10 protein-coding genes and 2 pseudogenes are annotated in these 13,794 nt (G+C 69.5%); 7 read left to right on the top strand and 5 right to left on the bottom strand.

The window, feature by feature from the left end; translation table 11 throughout:
- Positions 1-117: 117 nt before the first annotated feature.
- Positions 118-780 (bottom strand): class I SAM-dependent DNA methyltransferase, encoded by a 663-nt coding sequence (locus ACW4TU_RS26635; RefSeq protein ID WP_457417295.1) that lies wholly within the window; start codon positions 778-780, stop codon positions 118-120.
- A gap of 92 nt (positions 781-872) precedes the next feature.
- A complete protein-coding gene (locus ACW4TU_RS26630; protein ID WP_457417294.1) occupies positions 873-1,385 on the bottom strand; it encodes a hypothetical protein in 513 nt (170 codons plus the stop codon).
- A gap of 1,203 nt (positions 1,386-2,588) precedes the next feature.
- Between ACW4TU_RS26630 and ACW4TU_RS26625 the strand changes: the two genes are divergently transcribed.
- From ACW4TU_RS26625 to ACW4TU_RS26610, 4 genes and pseudogenes are all read left to right on the top strand, one after another.
- Positions 2,589-3,620 carry an NsdA family TPR-like regulatory protein gene (locus ACW4TU_RS26625; RefSeq protein ID WP_457417293.1) on the top strand — a complete coding sequence of 344 codons (1,032 nt, stop codon included), beginning with the start codon at positions 2,589-2,591 and terminating at the stop codon, positions 3,618-3,620.
- A gap of 66 nt (positions 3,621-3,686) precedes the next feature.
- Positions 3,687-4,595 (top strand): annotated as a pseudogene (locus ACW4TU_RS26620) (IS701 family transposase); the annotation flags it as partial.
- Positions 4,596-4,863: 268 nt separating this feature from the next.
- Positions 4,864-5,118 (top strand): annotated as a pseudogene (locus tag ACW4TU_RS26615) (pentapeptide repeat-containing protein); the annotation flags it as partial.
- A gap of 121 nt (positions 5,119-5,239) precedes the next feature.
- On the top strand, positions 5,240-5,953 hold the full coding sequence (locus ACW4TU_RS26610; RefSeq protein WP_457417292.1) for a hypothetical protein: 714 nt from the start codon (positions 5,240-5,242) through the stop codon (positions 5,951-5,953).
- Here ACW4TU_RS26610 and ACW4TU_RS26605 read toward each other — a convergent pair.
- From ACW4TU_RS26605 to ACW4TU_RS26595, 3 genes are all read right to left on the bottom strand, one after another.
- The gene (locus ACW4TU_RS26605) at positions 5,941-6,204 is read right to left on the bottom strand and encodes a type II toxin-antitoxin system RelE family toxin (RefSeq protein ID WP_457430310.1); all 264 of its coding nucleotides are present in this window, start codon (positions 6,202-6,204) and stop codon (positions 5,941-5,943) included. The genes ACW4TU_RS26610 and ACW4TU_RS26605 overlap by 13 nt on opposite strands.
- Before the next feature lie 37 nt (positions 6,205-6,241).
- The gene (locus tag ACW4TU_RS26600; protein ID WP_457417291.1) at positions 6,242-6,508 is read right to left on the bottom strand and encodes a type II toxin-antitoxin system Phd/YefM family antitoxin; all 267 of its coding nucleotides are present in this window, start codon (positions 6,506-6,508) and stop codon (positions 6,242-6,244) included.
- Positions 6,509-6,570: 62 nt separating this feature from the next.
- Complete coding sequence (locus tag ACW4TU_RS26595) at positions 6,571-7,341, bottom strand: sugar isomerase domain-containing protein (RefSeq protein WP_457417290.1); 771 nt, start codon at positions 7,339-7,341, stop codon at positions 6,571-6,573.
- Positions 7,342-7,611: 270 nt separating this feature from the next.
- Here ACW4TU_RS26595 and ACW4TU_RS26590 point away from each other — a divergent pair, with 270 nt between their 5' ends.
- From ACW4TU_RS26590 to ACW4TU_RS26580, 3 genes are all read left to right on the top strand, one after another.
- Positions 7,612-8,496, top strand: coding sequence for a MurR/RpiR family transcriptional regulator (locus tag ACW4TU_RS26590; protein ID WP_164414090.1), 885 nt, complete (start codon positions 7,612-7,614; stop codon positions 8,494-8,496).
- A 163-nt stretch (positions 8,497-8,659) separates the two neighbouring features.
- Positions 8,660-12,997 carry a glycoside hydrolase family 38 N-terminal domain-containing protein gene (locus ACW4TU_RS26585; RefSeq protein WP_457417289.1) on the top strand — a complete coding sequence of 1,446 codons (4,338 nt, stop codon included), beginning with the start codon at positions 8,660-8,662 and terminating at the stop codon, positions 12,995-12,997.
- On the top strand, positions 12,994-13,701 hold the full coding sequence (locus ACW4TU_RS26580) for a peptidyl-prolyl cis-trans isomerase (RefSeq protein WP_457417288.1): 708 nt from the start codon (positions 12,994-12,996) through the stop codon (positions 13,699-13,701). The genes ACW4TU_RS26585 and ACW4TU_RS26580 overlap by 4 nt, the downstream gene beginning before the upstream one ends.
- Positions 13,702-13,794: the final 93 nt, after the last annotated feature.

The following is a 13,794-nucleotide window of genomic DNA, read 5'->3' as shown; positions in this document are numbered from 1 at the left end:
ACCGGCGCCGGCTCAGCAACTGCTTTTCCTGTGGCCGATGTCGAAATCGAAGTCGAGGGGAGAAGCGGAACCATGAGACCCCGCCTCGTCTCGTCTCGCTCCGCTCAAACATGCCCTCTACGGGGCTACCGCCCGCACGCTCAACGTCCCGATGTAGCCGGGCTTCGGTGCGTCGAGGACTACCGCCACCGCTTCCGTGAAGCCTGCCGACACGAGAAGGCTCCGCCACGAGGCAGGCGTGTAGCTGTAACGGTAGGTGTACCTGGCCGGGCCCGCGAAGCCTCCCTTGTACATGCCCTGCGGTCCGTACGCTCCCGGGATGGCCGGCGGTTGGGAGAACGCGAACACGCCCCCGGGGTTCAGCCGTTCGCGGACCAGGGGGAAGAGCTTCCGGGGGTCGCAGAACCAGGCAGCGCCGAAGACCGAGTACACGGCGTCGTAGGTCTGGGTGTCGCGCTTCAGGAAGTCGAGTACTTCGGCGCACACGAACTCGGCGCCGAGAGGCCCCCACCGCTGCGTGGTGTTGGCCACCATGACCGGCGACATGTCCACCCCGCGCGCCTTCACACCCTGCCGTGCGAGGAACGCGAGCGCGCGACCCGTACCGCAGCCGATCTCCAGCACGCTCTCCGGCTCGCCAAGCACCTCGGGACCGGGCCCGTGACCCGCGTACTGGGTCCACCGGAACACCGGCTCGGACTCGAAGACGTCCTTCCGCGTCGACTCGGCGTAGGTGTCCCACACCGCGCGTTCATCGTCGAAGTTGTGTACGGCAGCCAACGGGCTTCCTTCGGTGAGCAGTGAGCGGAGGGGCGAGTACGGGTGCCCCGCTCCCCCGAGGAGAGTGGAAGCGGGGCACCCTATCGGGCTGTTCAGTGGCTGTCGGGCACCTTGTCGTCGCACGGCCCGCATTCCGACGCGTCGACCTCCCACAGCTCGTCGTCAACCTCGAAGCCGTGTTCGCGGATCACGTCGGCCGTGCGCATGACGGTCCCGTCGCGGCGCCGCTCGACGAGCGGGGCGTGATGCTTGTACGCGCCGCCGTTGTACACCTCGCAGAACGCGAAGTAGACGGGCGTGTCCAGGATGATCTGGTGAATGCCGATGTCGACGGTGTAGCCCGGTCCGATGTCGACGCCGGGGTTCTCCATCGCCGTGATCAGGTAGGCGACGGCTTGGCCGAGGACGCGTTCCGCGAGGCTGCGCACGGCGACCGAGTCGCGCAGCAACAGCCGTACCTCACGCTCCCACAGGTCGATGCCCTCGGCGCCGGGGGCATCGAAGATGTTGTACGTCTTCTCGGTGACATACGGGCGTACCGCGTTCAGCAACTCCCGAGGGTCGCGGTACATCGTGCTGCTCCGGGGTTGGAGTGCGACGGTCATACTGGTTGTGCCCCTTCCTTGTGAGTGGGGTGGAACCCGCCCCGGCAGGTGACCTGTCCAAGGGTTCTCGAACCTGTCGGGGCGGGGGCTCAGAGGTTGCCGGTCTCGGCGCGGCGGAATCTCACCATCGGATGGGTTCCGCGTCTCCTTCCGCGCACGACGGGCACGGAACCTTGCAGTTGTAGGCGCACTGAGCACAGCCCGCGAAGCCGCAGCATCCCGGACACCAGATCTGGCACCACCCCGCGCACGTCCCGCACAGCCTGCCCAGGGGCAGGTGTACGTCGTCGGTGGAGGCGACCACGCCTGTCGGCGCCGGAGAGGCATCCTTCGCAATCTGGACGGTGAGGGCGGTCATCGTGCCGCTCTCTTCGTCCCCTTGTTGTGCGGATGGTTCGCAAGCTCGTCATTGCAGTCGTTCACTCTCGCCGTGTACGAGACCCTGCGATAGCCCTCACGCTGTTCGACCAGGGCCGCACAAACACCGCAGCCCTCGACGGCGACGGGCTCAAGTTCCGGCAAGTGCACGGCGGGAGCCGACGACGCAGGCACTCCGGCGCTCATACGCTCAGGAGCCTCTGAAGGCCCTGCTTGACTCTCTGGACGACGGTGTGGTCCAGGGGCGGGAAGTGTCTCGGCCACCAAGCGGGTGCGTGCTCGTCGAAGCCGCGCCACTCGCCCGCCCGCACCGTGACGACGCAAGGCCCCTCATAGCCCAACCTCCACCCAACGAACCTCTGTTGCATCGCTACACCCCTCACTGACGTTGTCGCTCTACGCAACCAATCAGACGCGCACAGCGGTACCGTTGGAGCGGCAGCAGAACGTGAACGACTTGAACGTCGGAGTTCGCGGGGAGTGGTGAACGTGCCAAAGGGCCAGCCGAACGAGAACCTGGCGCGGTTGTTGGACGAAGGCGCATGGATGCATCGGCAGTTCGCCTCGTCCGTCAACCGGGTAGGTACCGAACGGGGTCTGAAGCTCCGCTACGACGAATCCTCCGTGGCACATTGGCTGGACGGGGTGGTCCCGCAGAAGGCGGCGCGACCGATCGTGATCGAGGCCTTGTCCCGACGACTTGGGCGTCCAATCACCTACGAGGAAGCGGGACTTGGCGCACTTCCGAACCTGTCCGGAATGAACGTTGCGCCCGCCCACGCCCTGAACACCATTGAGGGTCTGGTTGACACGGGAAGGGCAGACATGGATCCCTCACGCCGTACGGTCCTCACCACCGCGCTCTACTCCGCAACGCTCGCCGTACCGAACTTCACGGAAGCCGACGAGACCCTGGACCGGCTTGAGCACCAGGCCGCAGGCCGCACGGTCAGAATCGGCCCCGGCGATGTAGCCGTGGTCCGCAGCATGACGGACAAGATCGCCGACATCCTCGACGAACTCGGGGGCGCCCACGCACGGCCGATGGCCGCCGCCTTCATCGTGAACTCGGTCGCTTCCTACCTCCGCGCGGACGGAACCGAAGCCGTCAAGAACGACATGCGCGCCGCCGCATCCGATCTCGTGTACCTCACGGGATGGATGGCCATGTACGAGAAGGCTCACGGACTCGGCCAGCGGTACTACCGTCAAGCCCTCGGTCTGGCAAAAGCCGGCGGTGACGAGGTGACCTACTGCCGCACACTGCGCGGAATGGCCCTTCAGGCTGCCAATCTCAACCACGCGAACAAGGCCCTCGACCTCGCCGACTCGGCGGCGGAAGCCGCACCGAAGGCCGGCCCACGGCTGCAGGCCTTCCTTCGAGGGCAGCAGGCACACGGGGCTGCTCTGGTCGGCGACAAGGGACTTGCCTTCACCCGCCTGTCCGAGACAGAAACGGCTCTGTCGAAGGCGGACAACAGGCGCGATGCCGTGGGGGGCTACGACCAGGCGGCCTACCAGTTCCACGTGTCGAGCGTGCTGTACGCCCTCGGGGACGTCCCCGGCTCGATCGAGGCCATGAAGGCGTCGAACCGCGCGCGGCCCTCGATGGAGAAGCAGGGCAACGCACACGCGAACGGCCTGCTCGCGCAGAGGCAACTCGAAGTCGGACACCTCGAAGTCGCGTGCGCGACCTGGCACGAGTTCCTCGACGACTACGCCTCCCTGTCCTCCGCCCGCGCCGACGAGCACTTCGGCATCATGCGCCGACGCATTCACCCGCACCTCGGCAATCCGAGGGCACGGGAGCTGAACGAGCGGGCGCGGGAGCTTTCTCGGCAGAAGGCTGCGGCCTAGTAGGGCTTGGTCAGGTTCGTTTGTCGGTGGCGTGTCTGGTTGAGGGGCTGTGTCGTTGGCCGGGTTGTGACACCTGGGGAGTTGGATGAAGTCCGGTGCCGTCTGGAGGACTTCGCGGCGGATGTGTTCGAGCCGTTCGCGCGGGCGGATCAGCGTCGGTGGGGCGGGGTGTATCTGCGGGGCTTGCTGCTGGACGGGCAGCGGAAATCGGTGGAGCCGATGGCCGCCCGCCTCGGCGAGGACGGCAACCGCCAGGCCCTGGCCCACTTCATCACCACCAGCCCGTGGGATCCCGCGCACGTGCGGGCCCGCCTCGCAGGGAAGATGACCGCGGCGATCAAACCAACCGCGCTGATCATCGATGACACAGGCTTCCTCAAGGACGGCGACGCGTCGGCCTGTGTGTCGCGGCAGTACACCGGCACCGCGGGCAAGGTGACCAACTGCCAGGCGGGCGTGTCCTTGCATCTGGCCTCGGACACCGCCTCGGCGGCGATCGACTGGCGCTTGTTCCTCCCCAAGAGCTGGGATCCGGCCTCGTCGCAGGCCGATCCGGCCAAGGTGGCCCGCCGCGAGCGGTGCGGCATCCCGCCGGACGTGGGCCATGTCGAGAAGTGGCAACTGGCCCTGGACATGATCGACGAGACCCGGTCCTGGGGTGTCGATGTCCCCCTCGCCGTGGCGGACGGCGGCTATGGAGACACCGCAGCCTTCCGGCTCGGTCTGGAAGAGCGCGGGCTGCGCTATGTGGTGGGCAGCTCGACCACCCTCACGGCACACCCGCACGACGCACGGCCGCACACCCCGCCCCACAGCGGCCGCGGGCGCCCGCCCCAGCCTGCCTACCCCGAGCCGCCGAAGAGTGTGAAAGAACTGGTCATCGCTGCGGGGAAGCAGGCGGCCCGGCCCGTGCAGTGGCGGGAGGGATCCCGCAAAGGCACCGGCCGCAGCGGCTTCAAGCGCATGTACTCACGGAGAGGGAGGACCGGAGTGTTCCTCGAGATCGTCTTCGTGGGGCTGCCGATCGATCGTGACGATGTCGAGGAGGCTCTGGAGACGGCGTTCGAGCTCGACGGCGAGGTCACCGGCGGGCAGCGGCATGGGTCGTTGCCATCTTGACCTTGAAATCGCCGAGAGCCGGACACGACCGCGGCCCTGGAGCGGCTCCGGGCGGTGCTGTCCGAACTGGAGTCGCGGACTGCGCGACGTATGAACGTCAGCGAATGATCAAGCCGCCGTCGACCTCAGAGCCGCCGATCTGCGGGGCGCCAACCTCCGCGGCGCCTACCTCATCGGCGCCGACCTCAAGGGCGCCGACCTGAGAACGGCCGACCTGAGCGGCGCCGACCTACGAGACGCCGACCTGAGCGGCGCGGACCTCACCGGCAGCGTCTTCCTCACCCAGGCCCAGCTCAACGCTGCCAAGGGCGACATCAGCACGAAGCTGCCGCCGGCCCTCAGTCGTCCCACACACTGGTTAGTTTCACGGATCTCTTGATCAATGTCGGTGAGATACGGACGTCACTCAGTGAGCGCCCACTTCATGCCCTCGGGCGGCCGCTCCCGGCCGGGCCACGCGCGCTCCTCCGTATGTCTCGAGATCGGCGCATACTGCAAGCATGGACACTGACCCGCCGGACGGTCCGTCCACTACGAGTGACGCCCCACCGCCCCCGGACAAGCGCGGGCCGGAGGCCGACCAGCAACAGGTGGCCGACGAGCGGGGGCGCGCCGCCGACGTCCGTGAGGCCACCGCCGATGAGCGGGAAGCCACCGCCGACAGACGGGAAGCCACCGCCGATGAGCGGGAAACCGCTGTGGACGCATGGCAGGACCAGCTCGCCACTCAGGAGAGTCGCCTGGACATACGGCGTCGTGCGGCGGGAGCTCCGGCTCCCAGCGTGCGCAGGCGCTCGTACGAGCAGGTCGACCGGACCCAGGGCCGGCTGACAGCCGGCCAGGAGCGCCTGGACCGCAGTGCGGCGGCCCTGCGCCGGACGGATGCGACGGACCTGCGGGAGCAGGAGACCATCGACCGGGAGACAGACGTTTCCACCACGCGGATGGCTGCGCGGGACCCCGTGCCGCTCAGCGTCCTGCAGGCCACCGCCGATCGGCTGCGCGAGCAGGTCGCAGCGGCGGCCGAGGCACTGGCCGAAGCCGAGGACGCCCTGGTCGACGAGCACGAACAGCATCACCGAGCCCAGCAGGCCACCGAACACCGACACCACGCCGCACAGGCCCGCACCGCGGCCGACACCCTGCGCACCATCAACGTCACCGAACCGCCAGAGGGCGAGGACGGCGCCCCCTCAAGACCTCACATCTCGTAGACCGTCGAGCGGTGTCCGACGTGAACGACCCACACGACCAGTTCGCCGTTGTCGATGGTGTAGTTGACGCGGTAGTCGCCGATCCGGAGGCGACGGCGATCGGGTTGGGACACCAGCGCCGTGGTGCTGAATCCGAGCGGGTCGCTCTCCAGTTCCGTCAGCTTGGCCAGGATGCGCAGCGCCATGTCGCGGGGGACTTTCCGAAGCTCGGCCTGCGCCTCGGGCCGGAAGACGGTGCGGTACTCATTCACGCTGTGCTCAGTCACGCTGTGCTCAGTCACGCTGTGCTCAGTCACTGCGTGCCAGCGTCTCCTTCATGATGTCCTCGATGGGGACGCCGGCCGAGCGGTTCGCCATCCGCTCGTCGATGATGCGGTTGATCTCGCGCTCTTCCCACTGCTGGTACTTGCGCAGGACGTCGATCGAGACGACGGCGGCGACTTCTTTTCCTCGTCGCGTGATCACGGTGGGCTGGTCATCGCGCTCGGCCCGCTCGACGACTTCGGCAAGGTGTGCGCGGACGTCACGGATGGACTCTATGGGCATCTGCGTCATGTACTCAAGGTACCGGGTGTGCCATGTGTACACAACGGCAGATGCCGGTCGCGTACGTCCGCTCAGCTCGCAGGCCGTCGAATCCGACCCCCGTAGTGCCGCTCCAGCCCCAGGTTCCCCTCGAACCCCCCGGGCACGTTCGCCGACACGTACACCGGCGGGCGTTCCCCCGCCTCGATCAGTGCCGCCGCCGTTTCCGCGACCGTCATCTGCACCAGCATCACGCCGGTCAGGGTGGACAGCGCGCACACCGCGCCGCCGCCCGGGAGTTCGAGGAGCGCGTCGCCCGTGGGGGCCGCGTTGTCGAGGACCACGTCCGCGATGTCGGCCAGCTTCCTGCCGCTGGTGTGGCCCGCCGGGACCGTGCGGGTGTGGGTGAGGGACGTGATCGCGAGGATCTTGTGGCCGCGTTCCTTCGCCCGGAGGGCCATCTCGACGATGACGTTGTTGACGCCCGAGTTGGAGATGATCACGAACAGGTCGGCCGGGTGCGGCGCCGCGAGTTCGTACAGGCGCTCGGCGATGCCCGGTTTGCGTTCCAGGAGCGGGTCGTCGAGGGCGCTGGGGTCGTCGCCGCCATAGAGGACGAGGTCGGCCATGCTCAGGCGGTTGGTGGGGACGAGGCCGCCGGCCCTGCCCGCCAGTTCCAGGACGAGGGCCTGGGAGTGGCCCGTACCGAAGGCCTGGATGACGCCGTCCGCGCGGATGCAGTCCGCGATCAGCCCGGCGGCACGGGTCACCGACTCCTGGACCGCCTCCGACCCGGTGACGCGGTCGAGAACGGCCCGGCTCTCACGCACGAACCCCTGCGCGCTGACGGACTCGACGGACACTCGGCACTCCCCACCGGTGGATTGAACCACCCGCTCTATCGCTATCAGTGAATCACTGAATCACAGTGTACGGGCTGCGAGCAACGCCCCGCATGTCTCTCCTGGCCTCTCCCGCACCTCTCCCGCGCCTCCCCTGGTCTCTCCTGGTCCTGGAATTCAAACTGCCCTACAGACGGTGGCTGATACATTCGTCCCTGCCATCCGCACTACCGCCAGTACAGCGCCGAGGAGATCGGTAACCCCATGGAACGGACCGGCTCCGGCAACGGGATGCCCCCGACCGACGTCACCACCCTCATCCGTACGGAGCTGCCGCGCCTCGCCGGCTCCCTGCGGAAGGTGGGTGAGCTGATCCTCGAGGATCCCGCCGCCGTCACCCACTGCTCGGCCGCCGAGCTGGGCCGGCGTACCGGCACCTCCCAGGCCACGGTCACCCGGTTCTGCCGTGCCATCGGCCTCGACTCCTACCAGCATCTCCTCATCGAGCTGGCCCAGGAGCGCGGTCGCGGCGAGGTCTCCGACTGGGGCACCGCCGAGATCGGGCCCGACATCTCGCCCGACGACAGCCTGGAGCGGGTCGTCCAGGTCGTCGGCAGCGCCGATCTCCGTGCCATCCAGCAGACCATCGACCGTATCGACCTCGACTCGATCGAGCGCGCCGGCCAGGCCGCCGCCCGCGCCCGCCGCATCGACGTGTACGGCGTCGGCGGCAGCGGCGCCGTCGCCCAGGAGACCGAGACGCGGCTCTTCCGCATCGGGTGCGCGGTGCGCGGCTGGACCGAGGTGCACGCGGCCCTCACCTCCGCCGCCCTCCTCACCCCCGCCGACGTCGCCATCGGCATCTCGCACTCCGGCTCCACCCGCGAGACCATCGAGCCCTTCGAACTGGCCAAGCAGCGTGGCGCCACCACCGTCGCCATCACCGCCGATCCGAAGTCACCGCTGGCCCGCGCCGCCGACGTACGGCTCATCTCGTCCTCCTCGGAGACCAGTTTCCGTACCGAGAGCATCGGCGCCCGCCACTCCGTACTCGTCCTCATCGACCTGCTGTACGTCCGGGTCGCCCAGCTCTCCTACCAACGCGCCAGCGCCTCCCTCGCCCTCACCGACCACATCGCCAGGGAGCATGCGGTGAAGTCCCGCCGTACGCGCTGAGCAGTCGCACAGAACGGCACAGAAGCCGCCTCGGGTGATGTCACCCCGAGGCGGCTTTTGCATGGATGAACCACCAAGGAAACTTGAGGATGGTTGTTTGAACCATCCGGACGGTGCCACGATAGGCGCCCCCCGTTTCTCCCGTAGGCCTCGTAGGAGACCCATGCGTGTCACCTCAGTCGAGTCGACCGAGCTGTTCGTCGGCGGCGCCGAGCACCCGCGGCAGGTGGTGACCGCCGGGATCGGCCACACCGCCGGCCGTACGGTCCGTCTCACCGCCGAAGGCCCCGGCGTCCGCGCCGACGGGGAGACGCTCGCGACCGTCGGTGACGACGGCACCCTCCACGTCGAGATACCCGTGGTCTGCGACCTGCCCCCCGGCGAGCGCACCCACATCACCGTCACCGCCGAGGACACCGACGACCCCGACCGGCGGGCCTCCCTCACCGGCTGCCTCCTCGTCGCCGAGCCCGGCTGGACCATGTTCATGGTCAACCACTTCCACTACGACCCCGTCTGGTGGAACACCCAGGCCGCCTACACCGAGACCTGGGACGACGTCGACGACCCGGCCGCCTCCGGGCTGCCCGCGCGCACCTACGACTGGCGCGGTCAGTCGGGCATCAGCCTCGTCCGCGCGCACATCGACCTCGCGCGCCGCGACCCCGCGTACACCTTCGTGCTCGCCGAGGTCGACTACCTGAAGCCGTACTGGGACGCCTTCCCCGAGGAGCGCGCGTTTCTGCGGCAACTGCTGCGCACCGGGCGCGTCGAGATCATGGGCGGCACCTACAACGAGCCCAACACCAACCTCACCGGCGCCGAGGCGACCGTACGCAACGCCCTCTACGGCGACGGCTTCCAGCGCGGGATCCTCGGCGCCGACCCGCACACCGCCTGGCAGTTGGACGCCTTCGGGCACGACCCCCAGTTCCCGGGGCTGATGGCCGACGCGGGGCTCTCCTCAAGTTCCTGGGCCCGTGGGCCCTTCCACCAGTGGGGGCCCACCATGTCGGTCTTCGGGGACGAACCCCGTGACCCCCAACGGATGCAGTTCCAGGCCGAGTTCGACTGGATCGCCCCTTCCGGACGCGGTCTCCTCACCGCGTACATGGTCAACCACTACGCCGCCGGCTGGGCCATCGACAACGCGCCCACGCTCCCGGCGGCGGAGGCCGCGGCCCTCAAGCTGTTCACCGGGCTGAAGAAGGTCGCACTCACCCGCAACATCCTTCTGCCCGTCGGTGGCGACTACGCGCCGCCCTGCCGCTGGGTCATGGCCATCCACCGCGACTGGAACGAGCGGTACGTCTGGCCGCGCTTCGTCTCGGCGATCCCCCGCGACTTCTTCGCCGCCGTACGCGCCGAACTCGACGCCGAGGGGCGCAGGGCCTCGCCGCAGACACGGGACATGAACCCGGTCTACACCGGCAAGGACGTCTCGTACATCGACACCAAGCAGGCCCAGCGGTACGGCGAGACACTCCTCGCCGACGCCGAGGCCTGGGCGACACTCGCCTCCCTCGTCACCGGGCGCGCCTATCCCGACGCCGCCCTCGACAAGGCCTGGCGGCAGCTGATCTACGGCGCCCACCACGACGCGGTCACCGGCTCCGAGTCCGACCAGGTCTACATCGACCTGATGACCGGCTGGCGCGAACTGTACGACCTCGCCGAGTCCGTGCACGCCGACGCCACCCAGGCCCTCGCCGACCGGGTGACCCCGCTGCCCGGCGGCGGCCCCGACCTCGTCGTCCTCAACTCCGCGACCTGGCAACGCCGGGACGTCCTGGCCGTCGACCTGCCCGACGGCCTCGTCCCCCTCGACAACACAACTGGGCTGCCCCTGCCGGCTGTTCGGGAGGCGGATGGTGAACTCCGGGTCGTGGTGCCCGACGTACCCGGCCTCGGGCTCAAGGCGCTGCCGCTCGGGGAGGGTTCGGTGCCCGGCTGGACTCCGGGCGACGGCCTGACCATCCGCAACGAGTTCTACGAGGTGACGGTCGACCCCGGTCACGGCGGCGGCGTCAGCAGCCTGCGCCAACTCGCCGGGAATGGGCGGGAGTTGCTGCGCGCCGGTGACATCGGCAACGAGCTGGTCGTGCAGGAGGAGTATCCGACGCACCCGAAGTTCGGCGAGGGGCCCTGGCATCTCACCCCGACCGGGACGACGGCCGCCCGCAGCGGAAGCGTGACGGCTTCGGTGAAGGTGGCACACTCCGCGGCGGGGTCCCGGATCACCGTCACCGGCACCCTCGACCAACTCTTGACCTACACGCAGCAGTTGACCCTGTGGAAGGGCATCGACCGGCTCGACGTGTCGACGACCATCGACGGGTACGACGGTTCCGACCGGCTCATCCGGGTCCGCTGGCCCTCAAACGTCCAGGGCGGGCTGCCCGTGCACGAGGTGGCCGACGCGGTCATCGGGCGCGGGTTCGGGTTCGTGGAGGTGGACAGCGAGCGGTTCCCGTGGACGCTCGACAACCCGGCCAACAACTGGTTCGGCCTGGGGAGCACCGCCCGGGTGGCCGTGCACGACGACTCGGGCACACTCCTCGGCGAACGGGCCATCGGTGTCGCCGAGTTGGTCTACCCGTCCTGGAGCGAGGCCGGCGACCTCGGTGCCGAACTCGCCGCCGCCCTCGTCCGGGTGGGGGTGACGGCCACCTCGACGATCGCCGACGGCCAGCGCTACGGCGACCTGGAGATCGACTCCAACCTCCCCGACATCCGGATCGCCGTGGGCACCCCCGACCGCAACTCCGTCGTCGCCGAGGCCCTTGGCATGGACCCGGCCGCCGGTCGTGAACTCCGGCGCCAGGTCGCCGAGTCGGGCGTGGCCGCCGTATGGGTCGCGCCGCGTTCCGGGCTGCGCGAGGAGTGGGTGCCGGGGGCCGACCTGCGCGACCTGGAGCGGCTGCCGCTGCTCGTGGTGGCGGGCAGTGGTCCGCAGGGCGACGCCGAGGCGGTGGGCGCGCTGATCGCCGACCTCGGCGACGCCGTCGTCCATGTCACGTCGGCCGGTGGCGGCGAGGCGCTGCCACCGGGTGACACCTGGGACGGCACCGGCTTCGCCGTCCTCAACCGGGGTACACCCGGCTGCGTGGTCACGCCCTCCGGCGACCTCTACATGTCCCTGATGCGCTCCTGCACCGGCTGGCCGTCGGGCTTCTGGGTCGACCCGCCCCGCCGCACGGCCCCCGACGGCTCCGCGTTCCAGCTCCAACACTGGTCGCACACCTTCGAGTACGCCGTGCTGGGCGGCACGGGCGACTGGCGCGAGCTGCGGCTGCCGCAGGCGGGGCACGCGTACAACCACCCGTTGCGGGCGCGCGTTCGGGGCCACTCCACGGACACCACAGACACTGCGGCCACTGCCGAACTCCCGCGCACCACAACCCTGTTGAGCCTCGAACCCGCCGGTGAGGTGCTCCTCGACGCCCTCAAGCCCGCCGGTTCGCCGCTCGCCCGGGGGAGCGTGGCGCCCGCCGATCCGGGGCGCGGTGTCGTCGTACGGATGCACGAGGTGAACGGCCGGCCGACGTCGGCGCGGGTGCGCGGGCCGGTTGCCTGGACGGACGGCGCCCGTGCCGACGTCCTGGAGACACCCGGTGAGCCGCTGCCCCCGGACGCGGACGGCGTTCTCGGGGCCGACCTGACGGGCTTCGAGGTCGCCACCGTGCTGATAACTCCCGCCAGCACAGCGACCGTTGAGGGCATGGGAGTTGAAGGCATGGGCATCGAGACGATCGAAGCGATCGACGCGTACGAGCCCGCCCAGCCCGTCCACACCCGCTACTGGCTCCACAACTCCGGCCCGGCCCCGCGCGGCAACCTGCCCGTCGCCGTCTACCTCTCCCCCACCGCCCTCACCGCCTCCGGGCCGGTGACGGCGACCATCCGCATCAGCTCCGAGCTGACCGACTCCCCCGTCTCCGGCACGCTGGCGCTCGGCGTCCCGCCGGGCTGGTCCGCCGAACCGGCCGAGCTGCCGTACGCCCTCGGCCCCGCCGGCTTCACCCTCACCGAGGTCACGGTGACCCCACCGAAGGACGCCCCACCCGGCCGCCACTGGCTCACCGCCCGCCTGCCGTACGGGGGTCAGGTGTACGAGGATGTCGTGGCCCTGGACGTGCCGGGCACCGTGCCGGAGGAGCGCGCGCCGGACGGGCGTACCGGCCCGACTCTGGTGACACGGCTGGGGGTTGACCGGGTCGTCGTGCGGCGAGGAGAGCGCCTACGAGTTCCGGTGAGCCTGCGCAACACCACCCTCGGGGAGATCAACGGCACGTTGTGGGCCGTGTCCTCGTGGGGGACGTGGGCGGGGGTCGGGCCCGGGGTGCGGGGGTTCGCCGTACCGGCCGGGGAGTCGGTGGAGTGCGGGATCGAGGTGGACGGCGGGGCGCTGGCGCCGGGGTCGTACTGGCTGATGGCGAAGGTCGGCTGGCACGGGTGCGTGGCGTACACGGAGGCCGTGGTTCTGGAGGTGACGCCATGAACGAGCAACATGAGCGTGGGTATCCGCACGCGCGTCCACACACGCATCCACCTGTGCGTCCGCCCGAGGGCGCCTGCGCTCTCGTACGCGGTGAACCCGTCGCCCGGGAGCGGGTCGACGCGGTTCTGGCGGCCGTACCGGCGCGCGATGGCGACAGGACACGGCCCGAGGCGCTCGCGCGAGCGGAGCGGCAGCGGCGGCGCTGGGCAACCCAGGTGGTCGTGGCGGACGTTCTCGCGCGGCGGGCGTGTGCCGAGCGAGGGCTGAAGCCTCCGGAACCGCCCCACGCAGGTCTACTGACCGCCGTGCCGGAGGCGAACGTCGCCGGACTCGGGAGCATCGTCGCGGTCGTGCTGGCCTACTCGGCCGCCGCGCGGGCACTGCTGGGGCACCTCGAAGGGCACCAGGCGATTCCCGAGGCGGCCCTGTGGGAGTACTACGAACGCAACCGGGACCGGTTCCTCACGCAGGCCGCGATGCGGCGCGGAGTCGACCCCTTCGGCGGGCCCTTCGGTGAGCCGAGGGATGCCGACTTCCTGCCGTACGAGCAGGTAAAGGCCGGTATCGAGGGCGAGTTGAGGCAGGCGGCGGGCCGGCGCGCCTTCTTCTCGTGGCTCGACCTGGCGCGGGTCGACGTGGTGTACGCGCCCGGGCACGAGCACCCCGGGGACCCGTCCCACTTGGACCACGAGCACCGCCACTGAAGCGGTCGTCGTCAGATTGTCGTCAGGTTCCGGAACCTAAAAGCAACACGGCACCCCATTGACCTCCGATGAATTCTGGTCCACATTTTCATC

The organism is Streptomyces kryoterrae (assembly GCF_054072135.1).
The sequence above is the reverse complement of the archived record's forward strand: the minus strand, read 5'-3'. Positions and strand labels throughout refer to the sequence as shown.

What these genes read in the sequence shown, in the direction of transcription:
- ACW4TU_RS26630 (WP_457417294.1), bottom strand. Translation starts at nt 1,385, where the DNA reads ATGACCGTCGCACTCCAACCCCGGAGCAGCACGATGTACCGCGACCCT.
- ACW4TU_RS26625 (WP_457417293.1), top strand. Translation starts at nt 2,589, where the DNA reads ATGGATCCCTCACGCCGTACGGTCCTCACCACCGCGCTCTACTCCGCA.
- ACW4TU_RS26610 (WP_457417292.1), top strand. Translation starts at nt 5,240, where the DNA reads ATGGACACTGACCCGCCGGACGGTCCGTCCACTACGAGTGACGCCCCA.
- ACW4TU_RS26600 (WP_457417291.1), bottom strand. Translation starts at nt 6,508, where the DNA reads ATGACGCAGATGCCCATAGAGTCCATCCGTGACGTCCGCGCACACCTT.
- ACW4TU_RS26590 (WP_164414090.1), top strand. Translation starts at nt 7,612, where the DNA reads ATGCCCCCGACCGACGTCACCACCCTCATCCGTACGGAGCTGCCGCGC.
- ACW4TU_RS26585 (WP_457417289.1), top strand. Translation starts at nt 8,660, where the DNA reads ATGCGTGTCACCTCAGTCGAGTCGACCGAGCTGTTCGTCGGCGGCGCC.
- ACW4TU_RS26580 (WP_457417288.1), top strand. Translation starts at nt 12,994, where the DNA reads ATGAACGAGCAACATGAGCGTGGGTATCCGCACGCGCGTCCACACACG.